The sequence below is a fragment of the Erysipelatoclostridium sp. MSK.7.34 genome, assembly GCF_019041935.1.
Lineage (GTDB): Bacteria > Bacillota_I > Bacilli_A > Erysipelotrichales > Coprobacillaceae > Thomasclavelia > Thomasclavelia ramosa.
This window is the reverse complement of record NZ_JAHPYJ010000019.1, coordinates 1-19,485: the sequence shown is the minus strand read 5'-3', so window position 1 is coordinate 19,485 and position 19,485 is coordinate 1. Positions and strand designations below refer to the sequence as shown.

The following is a 19,485-nucleotide window of genomic DNA, read 5'->3' as shown; positions in this document are numbered from 1 at the left end:
TATAATGGCGATTTCAAGATTAAACTTAGTTAGTATTAATTTTGATAAGTATCGTTACAATGAAGTTTTATTAAAGCTTTTTAGCCATGATGACTTTCATCCTGAGTTGGCCTCTAAGTTTATTGATAGTGTAACGGGACTAAGTGTTTACAATCAAGATAATCTTTATGAAGAAATCTTGGTGCGATTGAATGATGCATCAAATAAGTATCATTTTAAGCTAGAAGAAGTGCCAGTTGAAACTAATCAAATCAATGTGCTGCGGGTAAAAGAATATTTAGATGATCTACTGCTTGATGTTGAGCGAATTGATGCTGTAAAAGTACAATTAGATCGGATGATTATTGAAAATCAGGAAGCAATCATTCAGTTGCAACATGTTGCTGATATTGATGTTGATTTTGATGATTTGTTTAGCTGTAAATATCTTCAGGTTAGATTTGGAAAAATTCCAGTAAATAATGTTTCTAAATTAGATTATTATGAATCATTACCATTTGTCTTTAAAGCATTTCACAATGATAATCAATATACTTGGTGTATGTATATTACAACGCCTGGTGATGCACCAGAAGTTGATAATATTTTCTCATCATTGTATTTTGAACGGATTCATATTCCGGCCTTTGTTCACGGTTCACCAGAACTTGCTATTGGTGAGATTCAAGAAGAAGCTGATGTTGCTAAAGAACAAAGTGAAAAATTAAAAGAGCGAATTGATAAAATGTTTGCTAATGACCGTGATAAGTTGAATGAAATCTATACGATTGCAAAACATTTAAATGATGTCTTTATCATGCAAAAATATGTTGTTGTAATCGGTGATAAACTTTCTGTCAATGGTTTTGTTCCAACACGTAGTGTTAAAAAATTCAAAGAAGATTTTGAAACATTAGAGAAAGTAACAGTTGATATTAAACCAGCTAATAGTGATGTTCGTTTATCGCCACCAACATTGCTTAAAAATAATTGGTTTTCACGGCCGTTTAGAATGTTCGTCGAAATGTATGGGGTACCTAAATATAATGATGCCGATCCAACTTTATTAGTGGCATTATCATATACCTTGTTATTCGGAATTATGTTTGGTGACGTAGGACAAGGGGTTATTTTATCACTTGTTGGATTTGTGGCTTATAAAAAGTTTGGTTTACAATTAGGTGCGGTTGGAGTCCGTTTAGGAATTTCCAGTATGCTTTTTGGGGTTGTCTTTGGTTCGGTATTTGGAAATGAGGAAATTTTGATTCCGTTATTCAATGCAATGTCGCCAGACAACACGATGACATTATTGATCGCTGCGATTTGTTTAGGAATAATTTTAATTATTATTTCGATGGCGTTTAATGTTATTTTGAGTTTTAAAAAGAAGAATTTTGGAGAAGCAGTGCTAAGTCAAAATGGAATTTGTGGATTAGTCTTTTATATTTCTATTTTGGGATTAGTTATAAATATGTTTTTAGGATTAGGATTTGTTAATGTTATTTATGTAGTTGGATTGATTGCATTACCACTATTTCTAATTTTCCTAAAGGAACCACTAATTAGAAAATTTGAAGAACATGAAGCAATGTTCCCAAATGGTTTTGGTGCGTTCTTTGTTGAAGGATTCTTCGAATTATTCGAAGTAGTCTTATCTTTCATCACTAACACAATGTCATTTTTACGGGTTGGAGGATTTGTTTTATCACATGCCGGAATGATGTTGGTTGTATATACATTGGCTGAAATGGTCGGTGGCGTTGGTGAGCTAGCCGTTATAATTTTTGGTAACATTTTTGTAATGTGCTTAGAAGGATTAATTGTCGGAATTCAAGTTTTACGGTTAGAGTTCTACGAAATGTTTAGTAGATACTACGAAGGAAACGGAATTTCATTTAAAACTATTAAAGAGGATTAAAAATCGAGGAGGAAGTCATTATGACAGTTTTAGAATTTATTTTACCAGCATTAGTAGTTATCTTATTATCATTACCATTAATTAAAGTATTCACAGGAAAAGTAAGCGTAAAAAGCGCTAAAATTAGATTAGCAACTCATGTTGCTGGATTTGCTGGAGCAGTATGTTTAGCATTATATTTGGCTGCTGTAACTAACGGTGTATACGCTGAAGAAACAGCTGTAATTACTGGAACAATTGCTCAAGGTTTAGGTTTCGTAGCTGCTGCTTTAGCTACTGGTTTATCAGCTTTAGGAGCTGGGATCGCTGTTGCTGCTGCTGCTCCTGCGGCTATCGGAGCATTTTCTGAAAATGAAAAGAACTTTGGTAAATCATTAATTTTCGTAGCCTTAGGTGAAGGGGTTGCTATTTACGGGTTATTAATTTCTATCTTAATTATCAACAAAATCTAATTGAAAGAATGTGATCATTATGCGATTTTATTGTATAAGTGATAACGTCGATACCCAAGTAGGACTTAGATTAGTAGGAATTGAAGGCCAAGTAGTTCATAAAAGAAGAGAGTTTCTTGAATTACTAGAAACAAAATTAAAAGATGATTCGATCGGAATCATCTTGATCACTACTAACTTAATTGAACTTGCGCCTGATGTTATCTCAGAAATCAAGTTAAAACAACAAAAACCATTGCTTGTTGAAATACCAGACCGTCATGGTGAATCAAAAATTGGTGAAACGATTGACAAATATGTTTCAGAAGCAATTGGTGTGAAGTTATAGAAGGGGAATGCTATGGAAAAGAAAGAACAAGTATTTCTTTATATGAAAGAAGAGATTGAAAGATTAGCAAATCTTGAAGAAGAAAAAATCTTAGATGAAGCAAAGCGTCTTGAAGAAGAAGCATACAACCAAATTAAAGCTGAAGCTAAGAAAGATGCCGAAGCATTACTTGCTAAAGAGTTAGTAGAAATTTCTTCAAATGCTAGTGTTGAAGCTTCTTCATCACAAGAAGAAAAGACTAAGAAGTTAGTTGAAAAAAGAGATGAATATGTAGCTAATATCTTTAGTGAAGCTAAAGATAAATTAGTTGCTTTTGCAAATAGCAAAGATTATCAGGCGTATCTAGTTAAACATATGGAAGAAATTGGGAAATTATATCCAATGAGTGATTCAACTCTTGAACTTAGAGAAGCTGATATGAAATATAAAGATGAATTGATTAAAGCTTATGGTACAGCTTTAGAAGTAGAAGTAAGTGATAAGATTACGATTGGTGGATTTATTGTTAAAAATAAAGCTACTAATGTCGTTGTTGATGAATCATTAGACTTTGCTTTAGAAAACCAAAAGGATTGGTTCTATAAAACATCAGGATTAATGATTAAATAGACAGGGGGTTAATATATGAACAATAATGTAATTTATTCTATTAACGGACCCGTTGTAAAAGTAAAAGATACAGTGTCTTTTTCCATGTTGGAAATGGTATATGTAGGTAATGATTCATTAATGGGTGAGGTAATTTCAATTTCTAAAGAATTTACTACCATCCAAGTATATGAAACTACTACTGGTCTTAAGCCAGGTGAACCAGTTGTTTCAACTGGTTCGCCAATCTGTGCAACGTTAGGCCCAGGAATTTTAAGAAATATCTTTGACGGGATTGAACGTCCACTAAAAGCACTTGAAAAAGAATCAGGAGCATTTATCCAAGCCGGAAGCAATGTTGATTCTTTAGATATTGCTAAAAAGTGGGATGTTACAATGACTGTTAAAGTTGGCGATGAAGTCAAAGGTGGAACTATTTATGCAACAACACCTGAAACTGATTTAATCGTTCATAAATGTATGGTTAGTCCATTGATTAGTGGTAAAGTGGTTGAAGTGGTTGAAGATGGTCAATATACAATCAATGATGTGGTCATGAAAATTGAAGATGCTCATGGTAAGATCATTGAATGTACATTATGCCAAAAATGGCCAATTAAACAATCACGCCCAGTCACAAAACGATTACCAATTGGAACACCTCTAGTAACTGGTCAACGGGTTATCGATACGCTGTTCCCGATTGCTAAAGGAGGAACAGCTGCTATTCCAGGTGGTTTCGGTACAGGTAAAACAATGACCCAACACCAAATTGCTAAATGGTGCGATGCAGACATTATCGTTTATGTTGGGTGCGGTGAACGTGGAAACGAAATGACTCAAGTTCTTGAAGAATTTAGTGAATTGATCGACCCTAAGAGTGGTAAACCACTTACTGACCGTACGGTTTTAATTGCCAATACATCAAACATGCCAGTTGCGGCACGTGAAGCAAGTATTTATACTGGAGTTACTTTAGCAGAATATTATCGTGATATGGGTTATCATGTTGCTATTATGGCTGATTCAACATCTCGTTGGGCTGAAGCACTTCGTGAAATTTCTGGTCGTCTAGAAGAAATGCCTGCTGAAGAAGGGTTCCCAGCTTATTTACCATCTCGTTTATCACAATTCTATGAACGGGCTGGATATATGGAAACATTAAATGGACAAGAAGGTTCAGTATCAATTATCGGAGCAGTCTCACCTCAAGGGGCAGACTTCTCAGAACCAGTTACTCAAAATACTAAACGTTTCGTACGTTGTTTCTGGGCATTAGACAAAGCTCTAGCTTATGCTCGTCACTATTTTGCAATTAACTGGACACAAAGTTATAGTGATTATGTCTATGATCTTGAAAAGTGGTATAGTAAAAATGTTGGGCCTAAATTTGTAAGTGATCGTCAAGAAATTGCTTATATCTTAGCAGAAGAAGCAAAATTGAACGAAATTGTTCAATTAATGGGTCCTGATGTATTGCCAGAAGATCAAAAATTAATTATTGAGGTTGCAAAGGTAGTTCGAGTTGGATATTTGCAACAAAATGCGTTCCATAAAGATGACACTTATGTACCAATGGAAAAACAATTAAAAATGATGGAAGTAATTTTATATTTAAATAAACGTTGTAAAGAAGCGGTAAATCAAGGTAAAGTCGTAAGACGTATCGTAGATACTGGAATCTTTGATCAAGTTATTAAAATGAAATATGATATTCCAAATGATAATATTGCAAAATTAGATACTTATTATCATGATATTGATGAAGCAATCAAATCTGTAGCGTAGGAGGAAAATGATTATGTCATTACAATATGTAGGCTTAAATGAAATAAATGGGCCATTAGTCGTTTTAGACCACGTTAAGGGTGCTTCATACGATGAAATGGTTGATATTCAACTAAAAGATGGAACAACTCGAGCTGGTCGAATTGTTCAAATCGAAGGTGAAAAAGTTGTTGTTCAAGTATTTGAGGGAACAAATGGCTTGTCACTTGAAAATACAAAAACAAGGTTATTAGGTAAACCGATGGAATTACCAGTTTCTAAAGAAATTCTTGGAAGAATTTTCTCTGGTGCTGGTCGCCCAATTGATGGTTTAGGTGAAGTATATGCTGAAGCTGAAATGGATATCAATGGATTGCCATTAAACCCTGTATCACGGGTATATCCACGTAACTATATTAATACTGGAATTTCTTCAATTGACTGTTTAACGACATTGATTCGTGGACAGAAGCTACCAATTTTCTCAGTATCTGGTTTACCACATGACCGTTTAGCAGTTCAAATTGTAAAACAAGCGAAAATTGCTGATGAGGCGGGTAAAGGATTTGCTGTTGTTTTTGCAGCTATGGGGGTAACTAATGACGTAGCTGAATACTTTAAACGTAGTTTTAAAGAAGCTGGGGTTATGGAAAGAGTAGTCATGTTCTTAAATCTTTCAAATGATCCAATTATTGAACGTATTTTAACGCCACGTTGTGCTTTAACGGCTGCTGAATACTTAGCATTTAAACAAAATATGCATGTTTTAGTAATTTATACCGATGTTACTTCTTATTGTGAAGCTTTACGTGAATTTTCTTCAAGTAAGGGTGAAATTCCTGGTCGTAAAGGATATCCTGGATATCTATATTCTGACTTGGCTTCATTATATGAAAGAGCAGGAATCATCAAAGATGCTGAAGGTTCAGTAACCCAAATTCCAATTCTAACAATGCCTAATAATGATATTACTCATCCAGTACCTGACTTAACAGGATATATTACTGAAGGGCAAATCACTTTAGATGTTGATTTAAACTCAGCTGGAGTTTATCCTCCAGTAGGAGTATTACCTTCATTAAGTCGTTTAATGAAAGATGGAATCGGTGAAGGGTTTACTCGTGCAGATCATCAAGATATTGCAAACCAATTATTTGCATGCTATGCCCATGTTCAAGATGTTCGTTCATTGACATCAGTTATTGGTGAAGATGAATTATCAGATATGGATAAAAAATACATTAGCTTTGGTCGTTTATTTGAAGAATACTTTATTAACCAAGGTTTTGATACTAACCGTAGTATTGAAGAAACATTAGATTTAGGATGGGATCTAGTTTCAGTTCTTCCTCGTGAGGCCTTAGACCGTTTAGATAATGCTCTGTTAGATCAATACTATAATCATGAAAAAGCGGTTGAACGCTTTAACATTAAAGAAAAGAAGATTATTAAAGAATTACAAGAAGAAGGTGAATAATCATGGCCTTGAAAGTAGTTCCAACTAAAGGTAATCTAATTGCAATGAAAAAATCATTGCAATTAGCGAACCTTGGATATAATCTAATGGATCAAAAACGTAACGTTTTAATCAAAGAAATGATGACTTTATTAGATGATGTAAAACTTATTCGTGATCAAATTACTTCTTCATATCAAGAAGCATATGATGCACTTCAAGAGGCTAATATTTCAATGGGGTTAATTACAGATATTGTTAATAGTACACCTGAGGATTATGGGATTTCAATTGCTTATCGAAGTGTTATGGGGGTTGAGATTCCTAAGATTGCTTATGATAAACAACCCTTAAAGATGACTTATGATATTGAACGTTCAAATTCAAAAGTCGATTATGCTTATAATTGTTTTTACAACGTAAAACAATTAACAGTTTTATTAGCAGAGGTAGAAAATAGTGTTTATCGTTTAGCTAATACGATTCGTAAAACCCAAAAACGTGCTAACGCTTTAAGAAATATTTCGATTCCGCGCTTCGAATCAACTATTAAGGTTATTTCAGAAGCGTTGGAAGAAAAAGAAAGAGAAGAATTTACACGTCAAAAAGTTATTAAAGAAATGAAAAAATAGAAGCTATGCTTCTATTTTTAACATTTAATAAATTTAATTTGTTCATTTTTTAAAGAATATTCAAGATTAGCTGGTAGTTTAGAACGAATATGAATTAATTTATTATCAGCAATAGTACCATTCCATGTTGCTACAACAATTATTTTTTTAGCTAATTCTTTTAAAAATGTTAACATATCGATATTTGAGTCCTTAGCATAAAGGACTCTTTTATTATCCAACAAAAGAACTTCTTTATCGTAGTTATCAATAAAGTCATTCATTACAGTGATGATTTCACTACAATCATCTTTAAAGATCTGATCAAGATTTAGAATTGGAATACCGGTTTCATTGCTATAGTCATGAATAAGTTTTGATTTACCACTCCCAGGACCACCGATAATTAAAATTAGTTTATTATCACTATTTTGGGCGGTGGCGATTTCTGCTGTTAACGGGTTCATGGGTCTGTCCTCCTTTTTATATTCTCTTTAATCCAAAAAACCTTGTTAAAATCGACTTATTATCTATTTTCATTCTATCATTTATATTTGTCATTTCCTAGCAATATCATAATTTTACTAGTATTTCCTAGGAAATATTGACGATTTATAGTCATTAAGTATTTCTAAAGTTTTTCTAAAAAGGTGTACTATCTATTGTGATACAGTTAATGCGATGATATAATGAAACTGTACTATAGGGAATGATACAGTTTTGTTATGAAACATGATATTAAAAGGAGATGCTTAGAATGAAGAAAATGCTTACTTTTTTAATCGCTACGATTTTGATTTTGGCTATGTCGTTGATGCCACTACAGGCAATTACCGGCATAAATAGCTTAGTTAGTTATGGTGAAGGTAATGAAATTGAAGGTGGCTGTAATGGGAAAAATGTTGATTTAGGCGAAGGACTAAGCGGATTGATGGTATCTAATCAATCAGAGTTAGTTTTTATTGGTAACGATGATTTTAAAATCAAAGTTGGTAAGCCGGTTAAAGAATTTGAAATAATTGATGATGTTGATAATGATGGTCTTAAAGATGTTGCTGTTTATATTGATAGTGAAGATGATTATGATGATTTTAAAATCGTTAGTTCAAAAACTTCAAAAGTATTATATGCTACAAAATATTCTTATAACACGATTAATGATAATAATGAGGCAGTGAATAAGAATGCCACAATTAGACAAATTCTATTTAATGATAATATTGTCTATTTAATTTATAATTATCATTTAGTAGGAATTAGTACAAAAGATTATCAGGTTGTATTTGATTATGAAGCGAAAGATAATATTTGGAAAATGGCATTAGTTAATAATCAGGTTATTTTTACGACACAATTAGGAGAATTGGGAAGTCTTAATAAAACTAATGGAAAATTAAATTATACAGTTGCATTAACAACACCTAAAGAAATTAAAGATCCACGATATGATACTTTGGGGAAAGTCAATTTAAATATTTGGGATATTGTGTATATTAAAGATAAATTGTATGTAACTACAGAAGATGCCAAATTATATCAAATTGATCAAATGAATGGGAAAATTATTAAAACAGTAAATTTAGAAGAGGATATTGATGAGAAATTAGGAAATTTATTAAAAAACAATAATAAATGGAGCGGTCAACTAGTTCCTACAGGAATCCATAATATTAGTTTTATGAGTTATCGAATGGATTTATTAGATAATAATTTAATGTTGATAAGTGCTTACTTGGGGAGTCCACAAATTGAATTAAATGAAGGAGATAGTGAAAAAGAGATACCTCATTTAATACTTATTGATCTTGAAAAGATGGAGGTTAAACTGGATATTCCTGTTGAGCAATATAATTTAGATTATAGTAGAGCGGTTAAAGGTATTTTTGATAATCAGCCTGCTTTGGTTGTTCCAACGTATGCTAGTACTGGAAAGTTAAGACTTGTCGCTTATTCATTAAATGATGGTACAGTATTAAAACAAACTAATTTGAATCTTAATGGTATTAATAGTAAAAATGTGAAAATTCATTTTGCTAATCAAGGAGAACGTTATTTATTACAAGTTGACGGGGGTGTGTCACTGCTTGTTGATCAAGATTTGAAAACAATAGAGTACTTAGGTAGTGTTAAAGTTGTTAATAAAGTTGTTGATCTTAGTGATGGTACAATCGTGTCTGTTTTGAATAATGGTAAAATAACGCAAATTAAAAAAATGGGTTTAGGTGGCCGTGATGATAATTTAGTTACGTTTAACATTCCAGATGGTTATCATAATAATGGTTTTGAAGCGATTAATTATGATGAAAAACATAATCATCTTTTAAGTTTAGTCAGTGAACTAAACGCTAATGGTGAGGTAATTGCTAGTCATATCGTAATTATGAATTTAAATGACGGAAATACGCTGGCAGATAAAAAGGTATTATTAGAAAAAGGCTATGATGAAAATAATAAGTATTATGAACATTATTTAATTGGTGAAACAATTAGATATTTTACAGATATGAATAATGATGGCAAATCAGAAATTATTGTTGATGAGAATATTCTTGATGGGGCATCGTTAACATTTAGAAGTGTTTATAATAAATCATTTGAAGGTGCTACTACGATTATTGACGTAGGTGATGTGAATAATGATGGAATAAGTGATCTAGTCAATATTGGTGAAAGTGAAATGCGATTATATTATTCGTTAAAGAATGGTTATGATATAACTTATCAAAAAACTAATATTGCTAAAAGTTATGATAAAAAATTGCAAAACAATATTCATGTTAAAGTGCTAGGCGATCTTGATCATGATGGAATCAAAGATTTTGTAATCAATGCTTATAATGATAAAGGCTGTCAATGTTTCCAAGTCATTAAAGGGAAAGACTTATCGGTACGATATTCATTATTAAAAGATGGTGTTATCTATGAAAATGAAGAAGATAGTTTTAGTGTGACAGGAATTGATTATGACAATGATGGAGTTGATGATCTTGTTTATGGTATTTATGATGAAATGAGGACTGTTCTTAGTGGAGCAACTGGTGAAAAGTTATTTGAATACTTAATTACTGATTATCATAATGATTGGGATAATTCTATGGGTGATCCGGTTCCTTTGGAAAATATAGTTAGTTTTAATTTAATTGAAAATGGAAATAGTGTAGTTAAAATCAATGATCTTAATGATGACGGGATTCAAGAGTTAGCGTATTTAGTTAGGGATTATGATAATTCTGACTATGGTACAAAGAATATTCTAAAGATTTTAAATGGAAGTAATTATGAGGAGTTAAAAAGTAAGATCCTTGGTAAAGGAAACTATGATTCGAGTCAAATTACTACAGTGATCGGACAATCAAAATTAATCTATAATGATGGTACATTATCACAAATATATGATTATAGAAATGATAGTTTAGTAGCGGGATTAAAAATGGCAGTCACGAGTGCTCGAACTTTAAATAATCAGCTATTGCAGCTTGAAGATAATGTAGGGCAGTTATATAGTTTTACTGATCAACGAGATTTTGAATTAGTTGATTTTAATGAAAAAGATGTAAATGATGGGAATTTAAAAATAAGTTATAAAACAGAAAAGAATGGTTTGATGTATGTTTATGATCAAGGAAATTTGATTGAAAAGACAACAGCTAAAAACTTTAATGTTAAATTATTAGCAGGAGAGCATGATTTAATCTTTTCATATAATGATGGTCAAGGAAAGGTTACTCATTATGCTACTGTAATTACAGTGGAAAAAAGCACTATTAGTCGTTATTTGATTATGTTACTGGTAATAGGAATTGTTGCTGGCGGCTTTGGTTTAGTCTTCTACCCAAAATATCGATTAATGAAAAAGGCAGGTGTTAAACATGGATAAATTAATTGTGATTGAACATATGGATAAAGTTTTTGGTAATTATAAAGCAATTGATGATTTGTCTTTTAGTTTAGAGGGAGGAAAAATTTACGGTATGATTGGGCCGAATGGAGCAGGAAAGTCAACAACTATGTCATTGCTGATGGGCTTGATTTTTCCGACCAAAGGGAGTGGTTTGATCAAAGGGTATCCGTTAGGTTCTAATGAAGCAAAGGCAATAATGGGATATTCTCCAGAATTTCCTAATTTTTATAGTGATATGAGCTGTTTAGAATATTTAGTCTATATGGGGATGTTGTCTGATCTTAGCTATGATGAAGCTTTAAAACGAACTAAGGAATTATTAGAAGAATTTGATTTAGTTGAACATCAGTTGAAACGTGTTGCTAAATTTTCAACAGGGATGAAAAAGAAAGTTGGATTGATTCAAGCAATGATGCATAAGCCAGAGATTTTATTACTGGATGAACCAACCGCTAATTTAGATCCAACTAGTCGTTATGAAATTATTCAAACTTTAAAACGTTTAGTAAAGCAGCGGAAGATGACGGTTTTAATTAGTTCACATGTTTTAACGGAATTAGAAATGATCATTGATCATGTTATTATGATCAATAAAGGTCATGTAGTTTTAAATCAACCTATTGATGTAGTTCAAAATGAATTTAATCAAGAAAAATTACTTGTAAGCTGTAATCATAATGAGCATTTACAAACATATTTAGAAACTAAAGGGTATTTTTATACGCTCAATAATGGAGTTTTAAGAGTAAGTATAGATGATAAACAAAAATGTAAAAAAGAAATTGTTAAGTTTATTTATGAAAATGATTATGAATTAGATTTATTAAAAGAGGATACGATTTCTCTAGAAGGACTATATCAGCAGTTAGTGGAGGAAAATGATCATGAAAGTACTATTCAGTAAGACATTTATTAAAATGTTTAAGCTTATTCCGGTTGTTGCGTGTGTGATTATTAGTGGCTTTTTTGGTTTTATACTATCAAATCAATATCTTGGTTTAATGAGTCAAAAGCCAACTTATCTTTCTTTATCACAAGATATTTTAATGTTTTATGCAGTTTTAGCTTTCGTTTTATTAGTAGGAATGTTGATCTGGATTATTTGTTCGAATAGTGGTTCGGGACTTTTCGCAAGTGAAATTCACGAGGGGACAATGAGATTATTATTATCAAAAAAAATATCACGTTTAGAGTTAGTAATCGGTAAAGTAGGTGGTATGCTAGTGGGCAGTTTTGTTTATTTGGTTATTTCTTTTGCGACATTCTTAATGGTCTTTATTATTTTAAGTGGTGTTGAAAAAGATATATTACGGATGGTATTAGCAGCTACTCTTGCCTTCATTAGTTATGGAATAATTTTAATTTTTATTCTTGGGGGATTAGCGACTTTTCTATCATCATGTTTTAAAAAGAAAGTACCTGCTATTTTAATTCTAGTAGCATTAGCTGCACTAATTTTTGGAATTATCCCTTTTGCCCGAATTTTCCTTACGAATACTGGAAAATATGATACCTATCATTTATATTTATTTGATATTAATTATCATCTTTCATTGATCTTTAATCAATTTTTAATGCTGGTTGGAGATTTTAATACAATGTTAGGTGATCTAAGCATGTTTGGAATGTTCACAAATCTTTACTCATATGGTGTAACTGATTTTGATTTAGGAAATCGTGCTGTTTATACATTGAATCAGTCACTAAATAGTGGTTTGATTACAGCAGTTTATCTAGCCTTAGCTAGTGGACTGTATGTTTTATCTTATCGCCGGATGGATAAAAAAGACATTTAATTTAGTACTATATAATAATACAATGAATCTTATTATTTGAGTAATGTTTTTGACTACCGCTTTTTTAGTAGCAAAGCTGTATATCCCTTTGAACAATAGAGGTTCCTTTACGGATTATAAAACTAGAAGTTATTTACATAATAATTTTCTAGTTTTTTTATGAGAACTTTTTTCAAAATAAGATTAATAAACACTCCGATTAAAATCTATGATATTATTAATTAGTAGGAGGATTGAGCGATGTATCTAGTATTTGATATTGGTGGAACAGCAATAAAATATTGCTGGATGAACGAAGCGGGAGAAATTTTTAATAAACAAGAAATTTTATCAACAGCAGTAGACAGCTTAGATAAATTTATAGAAACAGTTGCTAAAATATACCACGAAAGTAATAGGAAAGTTGAAGGAATTGCTTTATCATGTCCCGGTGTTATTGATGCAGCTAATGGAACGATCAAAGTCGTTGTTGCGTATCCATATTTACAGGGAATCTGTTTAACTGAGCTAATTTCTAAAGCTTGTGATAATATAAAGGTTTCTTTGGAAAATGATGCTAAGTGCGCTGGATTGGCTGAAGCCTGGATTGGGAGTGCACAAGCTTATGATGATGCAATAATTGTAGTTTTAGGAACTGGAATTGGTGGAGCGATTATAAAAAATAAACAAATTCATCATGGTGCACATTTATTTGCTGGTGAAATAAGTACCCTGATCGTTGATTATGATAAAGAGACTAATCAAGTATTGACCTGGTCGGACATTGCTTCTACAACAGCTTTATGTAAGCGGGCAGCGGAAGCTTTAGCAGTCACGTCAATTGATGGAAGACGTGTTTTTGAATTGGCTAACAATGCGGATGAAGTTGTTCTGGAGGTACTGAAAAATTTTTGTCTGGATATTGCAATACAGTTGTATAACCTTCAGTATAGTTATGATCCAGGAGTAATCTGTATTGGTGGAGGAATTTCTAAACAACCTCTATTGATCAAGCTGATTAAAGAGGCGGTTGAAATAATTGCTAACGAGACTAATCAGCTGCTTAAACCAAATGTAACGACATGTAAATTTTATAATGAAGCAAACTTAATTGGAGCGCTATCATACTTTCTTAGCATAAAATAATTTGTTTTTTTACCCTAAAAAAGTATCATATTATCATCAATAGTGTTATAGTATAAAAGGTGAATATTGGGGAATGTTCATTCAGTATTCTTATTAAAAGAAACATATTGATGTTAAAATGAATATGGTTTTTAGGAGGATGATTTATGGGTGTTTGTAAAGTTAAAAATATTGTAATTGGTGAGGGTATGCCAAAGATATGTGTACCAGTTGTTAGCAACAATCATCAAGATATCATAACAGACTTGATTAGATTACAGTCATTAGATATAGATTTGATTGAACTTAGAATTGATTATTTCAATGAACTGTTAGATCATCAAAAATTAACCGAATTATTTAAAGCAATTGCTTCAATGGCAATTAAACAAGGAATTATTTTAACTTACCGAAGTGTTCCTGAAGGAGGAAATGGTAAATTAAGTAATGATGAATACATGCAATTATATTCAATTGCTCTTGAAAGTGGAGCATTTGATATTTATGATGTTGAATTATCTAGTGGAACTAATACCGTTATTAATTTAAGTAATTTAATTCATCAAAATGATAAAAAAATCATTATGTCTAGTCATGATTTTACTCGTACTCCTAGTATTGATACAATGTTAGGAAAGATAAAACAAATGGATTCTTTAGAAGCTGATATAATTAAGATTGCAGTGATGCCAGAAGACTATCGTGATGTTTTATTGTTATTAGAAACAACACTAAAAGCTAATGAGTTATATGATAAACCACTTGTTACAATGTCTATGTCAAGCAAAGGAATTGCAACAAGAATTTTAGGTGAACAATTTGGCTCAGCGATCACATTTGGAAAAGATAACAATAGCTCTGCTCCAGGTCAAATTGAAGTTCATGCTTTAAAAGAAGTGTTAAAAGTGATTCACCATAATAATTAAGGACTATATGTCCTTTTTTTTGCACCTTTTTATAATTTACACATAAAATAAAATAGGTGGTTAAATGTTAATAAATCAGAATGAATTAGAAAAATTATGTAAATATTTATATCCAAAATTTTTTGATTATAAAGATATTAGCCTTTATGACTTAAATATTAAGATCGACGACTATTTACATCTAAGTGCAAATTTAAATTATTATAATATAGAAACAAAGCTGAGAGCAATAGCTCGGGTAAGAGTCGAAGATAAGATTATTATTGATATAAACGGAGTTATTAAATATGGATTTATTAATTTAGATTTAAATAAAGTTTTAAAGGAAACGGTCAAGGATTTGCCATATTTAACAATCAATGATGAAAGTATTATTATTGATAATGAGTATGTTCGGGAGATATCTTTAAAAGATGAATATATAAATATAGAACTAAAATAATCGTAAGATTATTCTAGTTCTATTTCAACATGATAAATCCGACCCCAGAGATAAATCTGATAGAAATATGCTAATAATTGAGGACCAGTCATCAGTTGACCAAACCATGGATATTTAAAGGATTCTCCGCCACTATTAATTAAATCAATTAATTTATCACGGTTAAATAAACGTAGAAGTAGATTATTTTCATCATTTAATGATTCTTTTAACAATTCTACGATTAAATCACGATATAATGGTGAATGGGTTTTAGGATAAGGATTCTTTTTTCGATTATAGATATCACTTGGTAGAAAATCTTTAAAAGCATCTCGTAATAGACCTTTTTCAATATCATTGTGATACATATATTCCCATGGCACATTATATAAATATGAAACAATATCTTTATTAGCGAAAGGAACTCGTAATTCAATAGAACTACGCATCGTTTGACTATCAGAACGAGTCAATAAAGTCTGCATAAACCATTCCATATTTAAATAGATCATTTTACGCTTATTAGCATCTTCATAAGTATGATCATGATAATCAATTTCGTTTAATGTTTGATGATACTTATCCATGACATAGTTTTTGATATTCAGTGCTTGAATTTCATCAGAGAATAGTTCCATTCGTTTATCTAAATCACGCATCCATGGAAAGCCGTCAATACTGTAAAGTTCTTTTCGATAAAACCATGGGTAGCCACCAAAAATTTCATCCGCACATTCTCCGGAAAGTACAACTTTATGATTATGAGAAATTTCTTTTGAAAATAATAAGAAACTTGAATCAATATCTGCCATCCCAGGAGCATCACGCGCAATCAATGATTCTTTTAACGACATCACTAATTGTTTTTGGGATAAAGTTACTGTTTTATGTTTGGTGTTATACAGTGTTTTTACTTCATCGATATAGTGGTCGTCACGTGTTGTTTGATACTCATAAGGTTGGAAGTATTTGTCTTGATCTTGATAGTCGACACTATAAGTTGATAATTTGGAAATATATTGGCTAGTAACACCAGTGATGATCGAAGAATCAAGGCCGCCAGATAGCATGCATGATACAGGGACATCGCTCAACAACTGTTGGTGAATACTATGATTTACGAGACAGCGGATATCATGAACTGTTTCTTCGTAACTCCGATTATGATTACGTCGCTCAAGTGCCCAATAACGATTGATTTCTTTGTAACCGTTAAAGACATTCATATAATGTGCTGGTCGAAGACTATAGATATCTTTATAAATAGTTTTACCAGGCGAAACACTTGGCCCTAGTCCTAATAATTCTTTAAGTCCTGTTTCATCAACGACACAACGCCCTAAATACATTAAAATACATTTTATTTCACTACTAAAAATAAATAAATCATCTTTTTGATAATAATAAAGCGGTTTGACACCAAGTTGATCACGAGCCACAAAAAGTTTATTTTGATATGAAATTACAAAAGAGAAAATTCCATCAAATAAATTAAGACAACGTGGACCGTAAGCAATAAAACTAGCAACAACTACCTCGGTATCACTTTGACTAGTAAAATGGTACCCTTCATCAATTAATTGCTCTTTGATCGTATTCATATTGTAAATCTCACCATTATATACAATCGTATACTCAATATCATTATAAGTATATTTAAATGGTTGTTTACCGCCATTTAAGTCAATAATTGATAACCGACAATGGCCTAATAAAACATGTTCACTACTGGCGATATTAAAATCATCAGGTCCACGATATTTTAATAATGTAAGCATCTTATTAAAGTTTTGAACTTGATTAGTTAAATCGTTCATATAGTCATACATACATAAAAATCCACACAAATTAATCACCCCGTATCATTATATGAATGATACTTTTTATTATGTCAAAAGATAATTTTAACCGTGTTTTCTTTTTTGATTCTCCATAAAAATGCGAAAAATTAGGTATATCAAGGGTTTTGCGCTAGCGTGAAAAATCACGGTGAATGTGATAAATAATAGAAAATATCACCTTGTCTCTAACTTTGGTCAAAGTGTTGTGTAACGGCTTTCAAATTGATACGATGTATGTGTCAAGAGAAAAGGGAGGACAAAATATGTTGCAAAAAATTCAACGTTTTGGTGGGGCAATGTTCACGCCGGTACTGTTATTTGCTTTTGCAGGAACAACTATCGGGATTGGAACATTGTTTACAACTGAAGCAATTATGGGTGGTCTAGCTGACCCTAATGGATTGTGGTATCAAGTATGGAATGTCATTCTTCAAGGGGGATGGACAGTATTCAATCAGTTACCATTAATCTTCGTGGTTGGATTACCAATCGGTCTTGCGAAAAAACAACAAGCAAGATGTTGTATGGAAGCGTTAGTACTTTATCTAACATTTCAATATTTCTTAAGTACGATCTTAAGCCAATGGGGAGGAACTTTCGGAGTTGACTTCGCAGCAGAAACTGGAGGTACAAGTGGTCTTACGATGATTGCTAGTATTAAAACTCTAGATATGGGGATGATCGGAGCGTTAATGATTTCATGTATCGTTGTATATTTACACAATAAATTCTTTGATACTGAATTACCTGAATGGTTAGGAACATTCAGTGGTTCATCATTCGTAGTAATTGTTGGTTTCTTTGCTTTATTACCAGTTGCATTTTTATCTGCATGGTTATGGCCAATCGTTCAAGATGGTATGCGTGCATTCCAAGGATTTGTTGCTGGTGCTGGATCAATCGGGGTATGGATCTTTATCTTCATGGAACGTATCTTAATTCCATTTGGATTACATCATTTAATGTATTTCCCATTCTTCTACGATTCAGTAATTATCAACGGTGGAGTTTATTCAGCTTGGGCAACAGCTTTACCAGATTTAGCGGCTTCAAGTGATTCTTTAAAATCATTAGCACCTTGGGCATGGCCAACACTTACAGGTTTATCTAAAGTATTTGGATGTCCAGGTATCGCACTAGCATTTTATGCGACAGCTAAAGATAAGAAGAAAAAACAAATTGCTGGTCTATTAATTCCAATCACATTAACAGCTATTGTTTGTGGAATTACAGAACCAATTGAATTTACATTCTTATTTATTGCACCAGTATTGTTTGTAGTACATGCAGTATTAGCTGCTACTTTAGCTACAGTAGCAAATGCGCTAGGTGTTGTTGGGGTATTATCAGGTGGTTTGATCGAAATGTCAGCCCTTAACTTTATACCATTAATGGCTTCACACTGGCAAACATATTTAACATTATTGGTAGTAGGTTTAGTCTTTACAGGTATTTATTTCATTGTATTTAGATTCTTGATTTTAAAATTTGACTTCAAGACACCTGGTCGTGAAGATGATGAAGAAGAAATTAAATTCCACACTAAAGCTGATTTTAAAGAAAAACAAGCTGGTGGAAAGGTAGAAAAACAAAGTTTAGCTGCTGCTATCCTTGAAGGATTAGGTGGTAAAGATAACATTGTTGATGTTACTAACTGTGCAACTCGTTTAAGAGTTAATGTAAAAGATGAAAAATTAGTTCAATCTGATAGCTATTTTAAATCAATTGGTACTCATGGTTTAAAAGCTACTAAGACAAATATTCAAGTAATTGTTGGATTAAAAGTACCAAGTGTAAGAGAAGATTTTGAAGCATTACTATAAATAAATGAAAAGGATGGTCTTGAAGATGGCAAAAAGAATTAATGAAAAGAAGTTAAAAAGATTAGATCGATATTATATGATCGCTAAAGTGTTCTTAATGGTTACACCGTTTATTGCTTATCTATATTTATCGTTGTTAGCGATGATGCGTTCAATTACTTTGCCAGAAGTGCTGAGCAGTGAGCCAAGTGTAGCAGTAATTTTCTTGATTGCAATGATTAATCCATATATTGCTTATTTACTAAATATTGCACAAAGAAAATTAAAAGAAGGTGACATTAAATTTGCTTGTATTAACTTCGTATTATTGCTTTTAGCTCAGGCCTTAACATTAAATAGTTTATATTTTATGATTATTGCTTACTTGTTCTATGTAACAGTTAAAACATATGATATTAAAGTATTCAAGACCCTTAAGGAATTTACAATGAAGTACACTTTCCAGTATGGTGGAGGAAGCTTCATTGTAGTAGCCTTTTCAACCGTTTGTTTATTTGCGACGCTTAGATTAATGTAAAACAGAGGAGAAAAAGAAAATGGAAAAGAAATATTCAGTTGTTATTGCTGGTGG

General features: G+C 31.8%; 17 protein-coding genes. 15 read left to right on the top strand and 2 right to left on the bottom strand.

The features are described 5' to 3' along the window. Positions 1-4 precede the first annotated feature (4 nt). From KTF99_RS12225 to KTF99_RS12195, 7 genes are read left to right on the top strand one after another with little or no spacing between them, the layout of a single operon-like run. Entirely contained in the window at positions 5-1,897 is a 1,893-nt protein-coding gene (locus KTF99_RS12225; protein WP_003537294.1) for a V-type ATP synthase subunit I, read from the top strand. A gap of 20 nt (positions 1,898-1,917) precedes the next feature. Further along, positions 1,918-2,349 carry an ATP synthase subunit C gene (locus KTF99_RS12220; protein ID WP_003537295.1) on the top strand — a complete coding sequence of 144 codons (432 nt, stop codon included), beginning with the start codon at positions 1,918-1,920 and terminating at the stop codon, positions 2,347-2,349. A gap of 19 nt (positions 2,350-2,368) precedes the next feature. Then, positions 2,369-2,677, top strand: coding sequence for a V-type ATP synthase subunit F (locus tag KTF99_RS12215; RefSeq protein ID WP_003537296.1), 309 nt, complete (start codon positions 2,369-2,371; stop codon positions 2,675-2,677). Between the two features lie 12 nt (positions 2,678-2,689). Further along, entirely contained in the window at positions 2,690-3,286 is a 597-nt protein-coding gene (locus KTF99_RS12210; protein ID WP_003537297.1) for a V-type ATP synthase subunit E, read from the top strand. A 15-nt stretch (positions 3,287-3,301) separates the two neighbouring features. Further along, positions 3,302-5,053, top strand: a complete 1,752-nt coding sequence (locus KTF99_RS12205; RefSeq protein WP_003537298.1) for a V-type ATP synthase subunit A — start codon at positions 3,302-3,304, stop codon at positions 5,051-5,053. Between the two features lie 13 nt (positions 5,054-5,066). Beyond that, positions 5,067-6,509 (top strand): V-type ATP synthase subunit B, encoded by a 1,443-nt coding sequence (locus KTF99_RS12200; protein ID WP_008791119.1) that lies wholly within the window; start codon positions 5,067-5,069, stop codon positions 6,507-6,509. A gap of 2 nt (positions 6,510-6,511) precedes the next feature. Continuing rightward, positions 6,512-7,120, top strand: coding sequence for a V-type ATP synthase subunit D (locus tag KTF99_RS12195; protein WP_003537300.1), 609 nt, complete (start codon positions 6,512-6,514; stop codon positions 7,118-7,120). 17 nt (positions 7,121-7,137) lie between these two features. Here KTF99_RS12195 and brxF read toward each other — a convergent pair whose 3' ends face one another. Beyond that, positions 7,138-7,566: a BREX-3 system P-loop-containing protein BrxF gene (brxF, locus tag KTF99_RS12190; RefSeq protein ID WP_003537301.1), complete on the bottom strand. Its 429-nt coding sequence runs from the start codon at positions 7,564-7,566 to the stop codon at positions 7,138-7,140. A 290-nt stretch (positions 7,567-7,856) separates the two neighbouring features. Here brxF and KTF99_RS12185 point away from each other — a divergent pair, with 290 nt between their 5' ends. The 6 genes from KTF99_RS12185 (at position 7,857) to KTF99_RS12160 (ending at position 15,268) form a co-directional block, all read left to right on the top strand. Continuing rightward, positions 7,857-10,976: an FG-GAP repeat domain-containing protein gene (locus tag KTF99_RS12185; protein WP_029480912.1), complete on the top strand. Its 3,120-nt coding sequence runs from the start codon at positions 7,857-7,859 to the stop codon at positions 10,974-10,976. Further along, the gene (locus KTF99_RS12180) at positions 10,969-11,904 is read left to right on the top strand and encodes an ABC transporter ATP-binding protein (protein WP_008791121.1); all 936 of its coding nucleotides are present in this window, start codon (positions 10,969-10,971) and stop codon (positions 11,902-11,904) included. The genes KTF99_RS12185 and KTF99_RS12180 overlap by 8 nt, the downstream gene beginning before the upstream one ends. Further along, complete coding sequence (locus tag KTF99_RS12175) at positions 11,885-12,796, top strand: ABC transporter permease subunit (protein ID WP_008791122.1); 912 nt, start codon at positions 11,885-11,887, stop codon at positions 12,794-12,796. The genes KTF99_RS12180 and KTF99_RS12175 overlap by 20 nt, the downstream gene beginning before the upstream one ends. Before the next feature lie 240 nt (positions 12,797-13,036). After that, on the top strand, positions 13,037-13,921 hold the full coding sequence (locus tag KTF99_RS12170) for an ROK family protein (RefSeq protein WP_008791123.1): 885 nt from the start codon (positions 13,037-13,039) through the stop codon (positions 13,919-13,921). A 146-nt stretch (positions 13,922-14,067) separates the two neighbouring features. Continuing rightward, the gene (aroD, locus tag KTF99_RS12165) at positions 14,068-14,826 is read left to right on the top strand and encodes a type I 3-dehydroquinate dehydratase (RefSeq protein WP_009301238.1); all 759 of its coding nucleotides are present in this window, start codon (positions 14,068-14,070) and stop codon (positions 14,824-14,826) included. 64 nt (positions 14,827-14,890) lie between these two features. Next, positions 14,891-15,268, top strand: coding sequence for a hypothetical protein (locus KTF99_RS12160; protein WP_003537312.1), 378 nt, complete (start codon positions 14,891-14,893; stop codon positions 15,266-15,268). 8 nt (positions 15,269-15,276) lie between these two features. On the opposite strand, the gene asnB is transcribed toward KTF99_RS12160, so the two are convergent. Then, positions 15,277-17,106 (bottom strand): asparagine synthase (glutamine-hydrolyzing), encoded by a 1,830-nt coding sequence (gene asnB, locus KTF99_RS12155; RefSeq protein WP_272222709.1) that lies wholly within the window; start codon positions 17,104-17,106, stop codon positions 15,277-15,279. A 248-nt stretch (positions 17,107-17,354) separates the two neighbouring features. Between asnB and KTF99_RS12150 the strand changes: the two genes are divergently transcribed. Then, positions 17,355-18,914 carry an alpha-glucoside-specific PTS transporter subunit IIBC gene (locus tag KTF99_RS12150; protein WP_009301236.1) on the top strand — a complete coding sequence of 520 codons (1,560 nt, stop codon included), beginning with the start codon at positions 17,355-17,357 and terminating at the stop codon, positions 18,912-18,914. A 25-nt stretch (positions 18,915-18,939) separates the two neighbouring features. Beyond that, positions 18,940-19,431 (top strand): hypothetical protein, encoded by a 492-nt coding sequence (locus tag KTF99_RS12145; RefSeq protein ID WP_008791127.1) that lies wholly within the window; start codon positions 18,940-18,942, stop codon positions 19,429-19,431. Positions 19,432-19,485 lie beyond the last annotated feature (54 nt).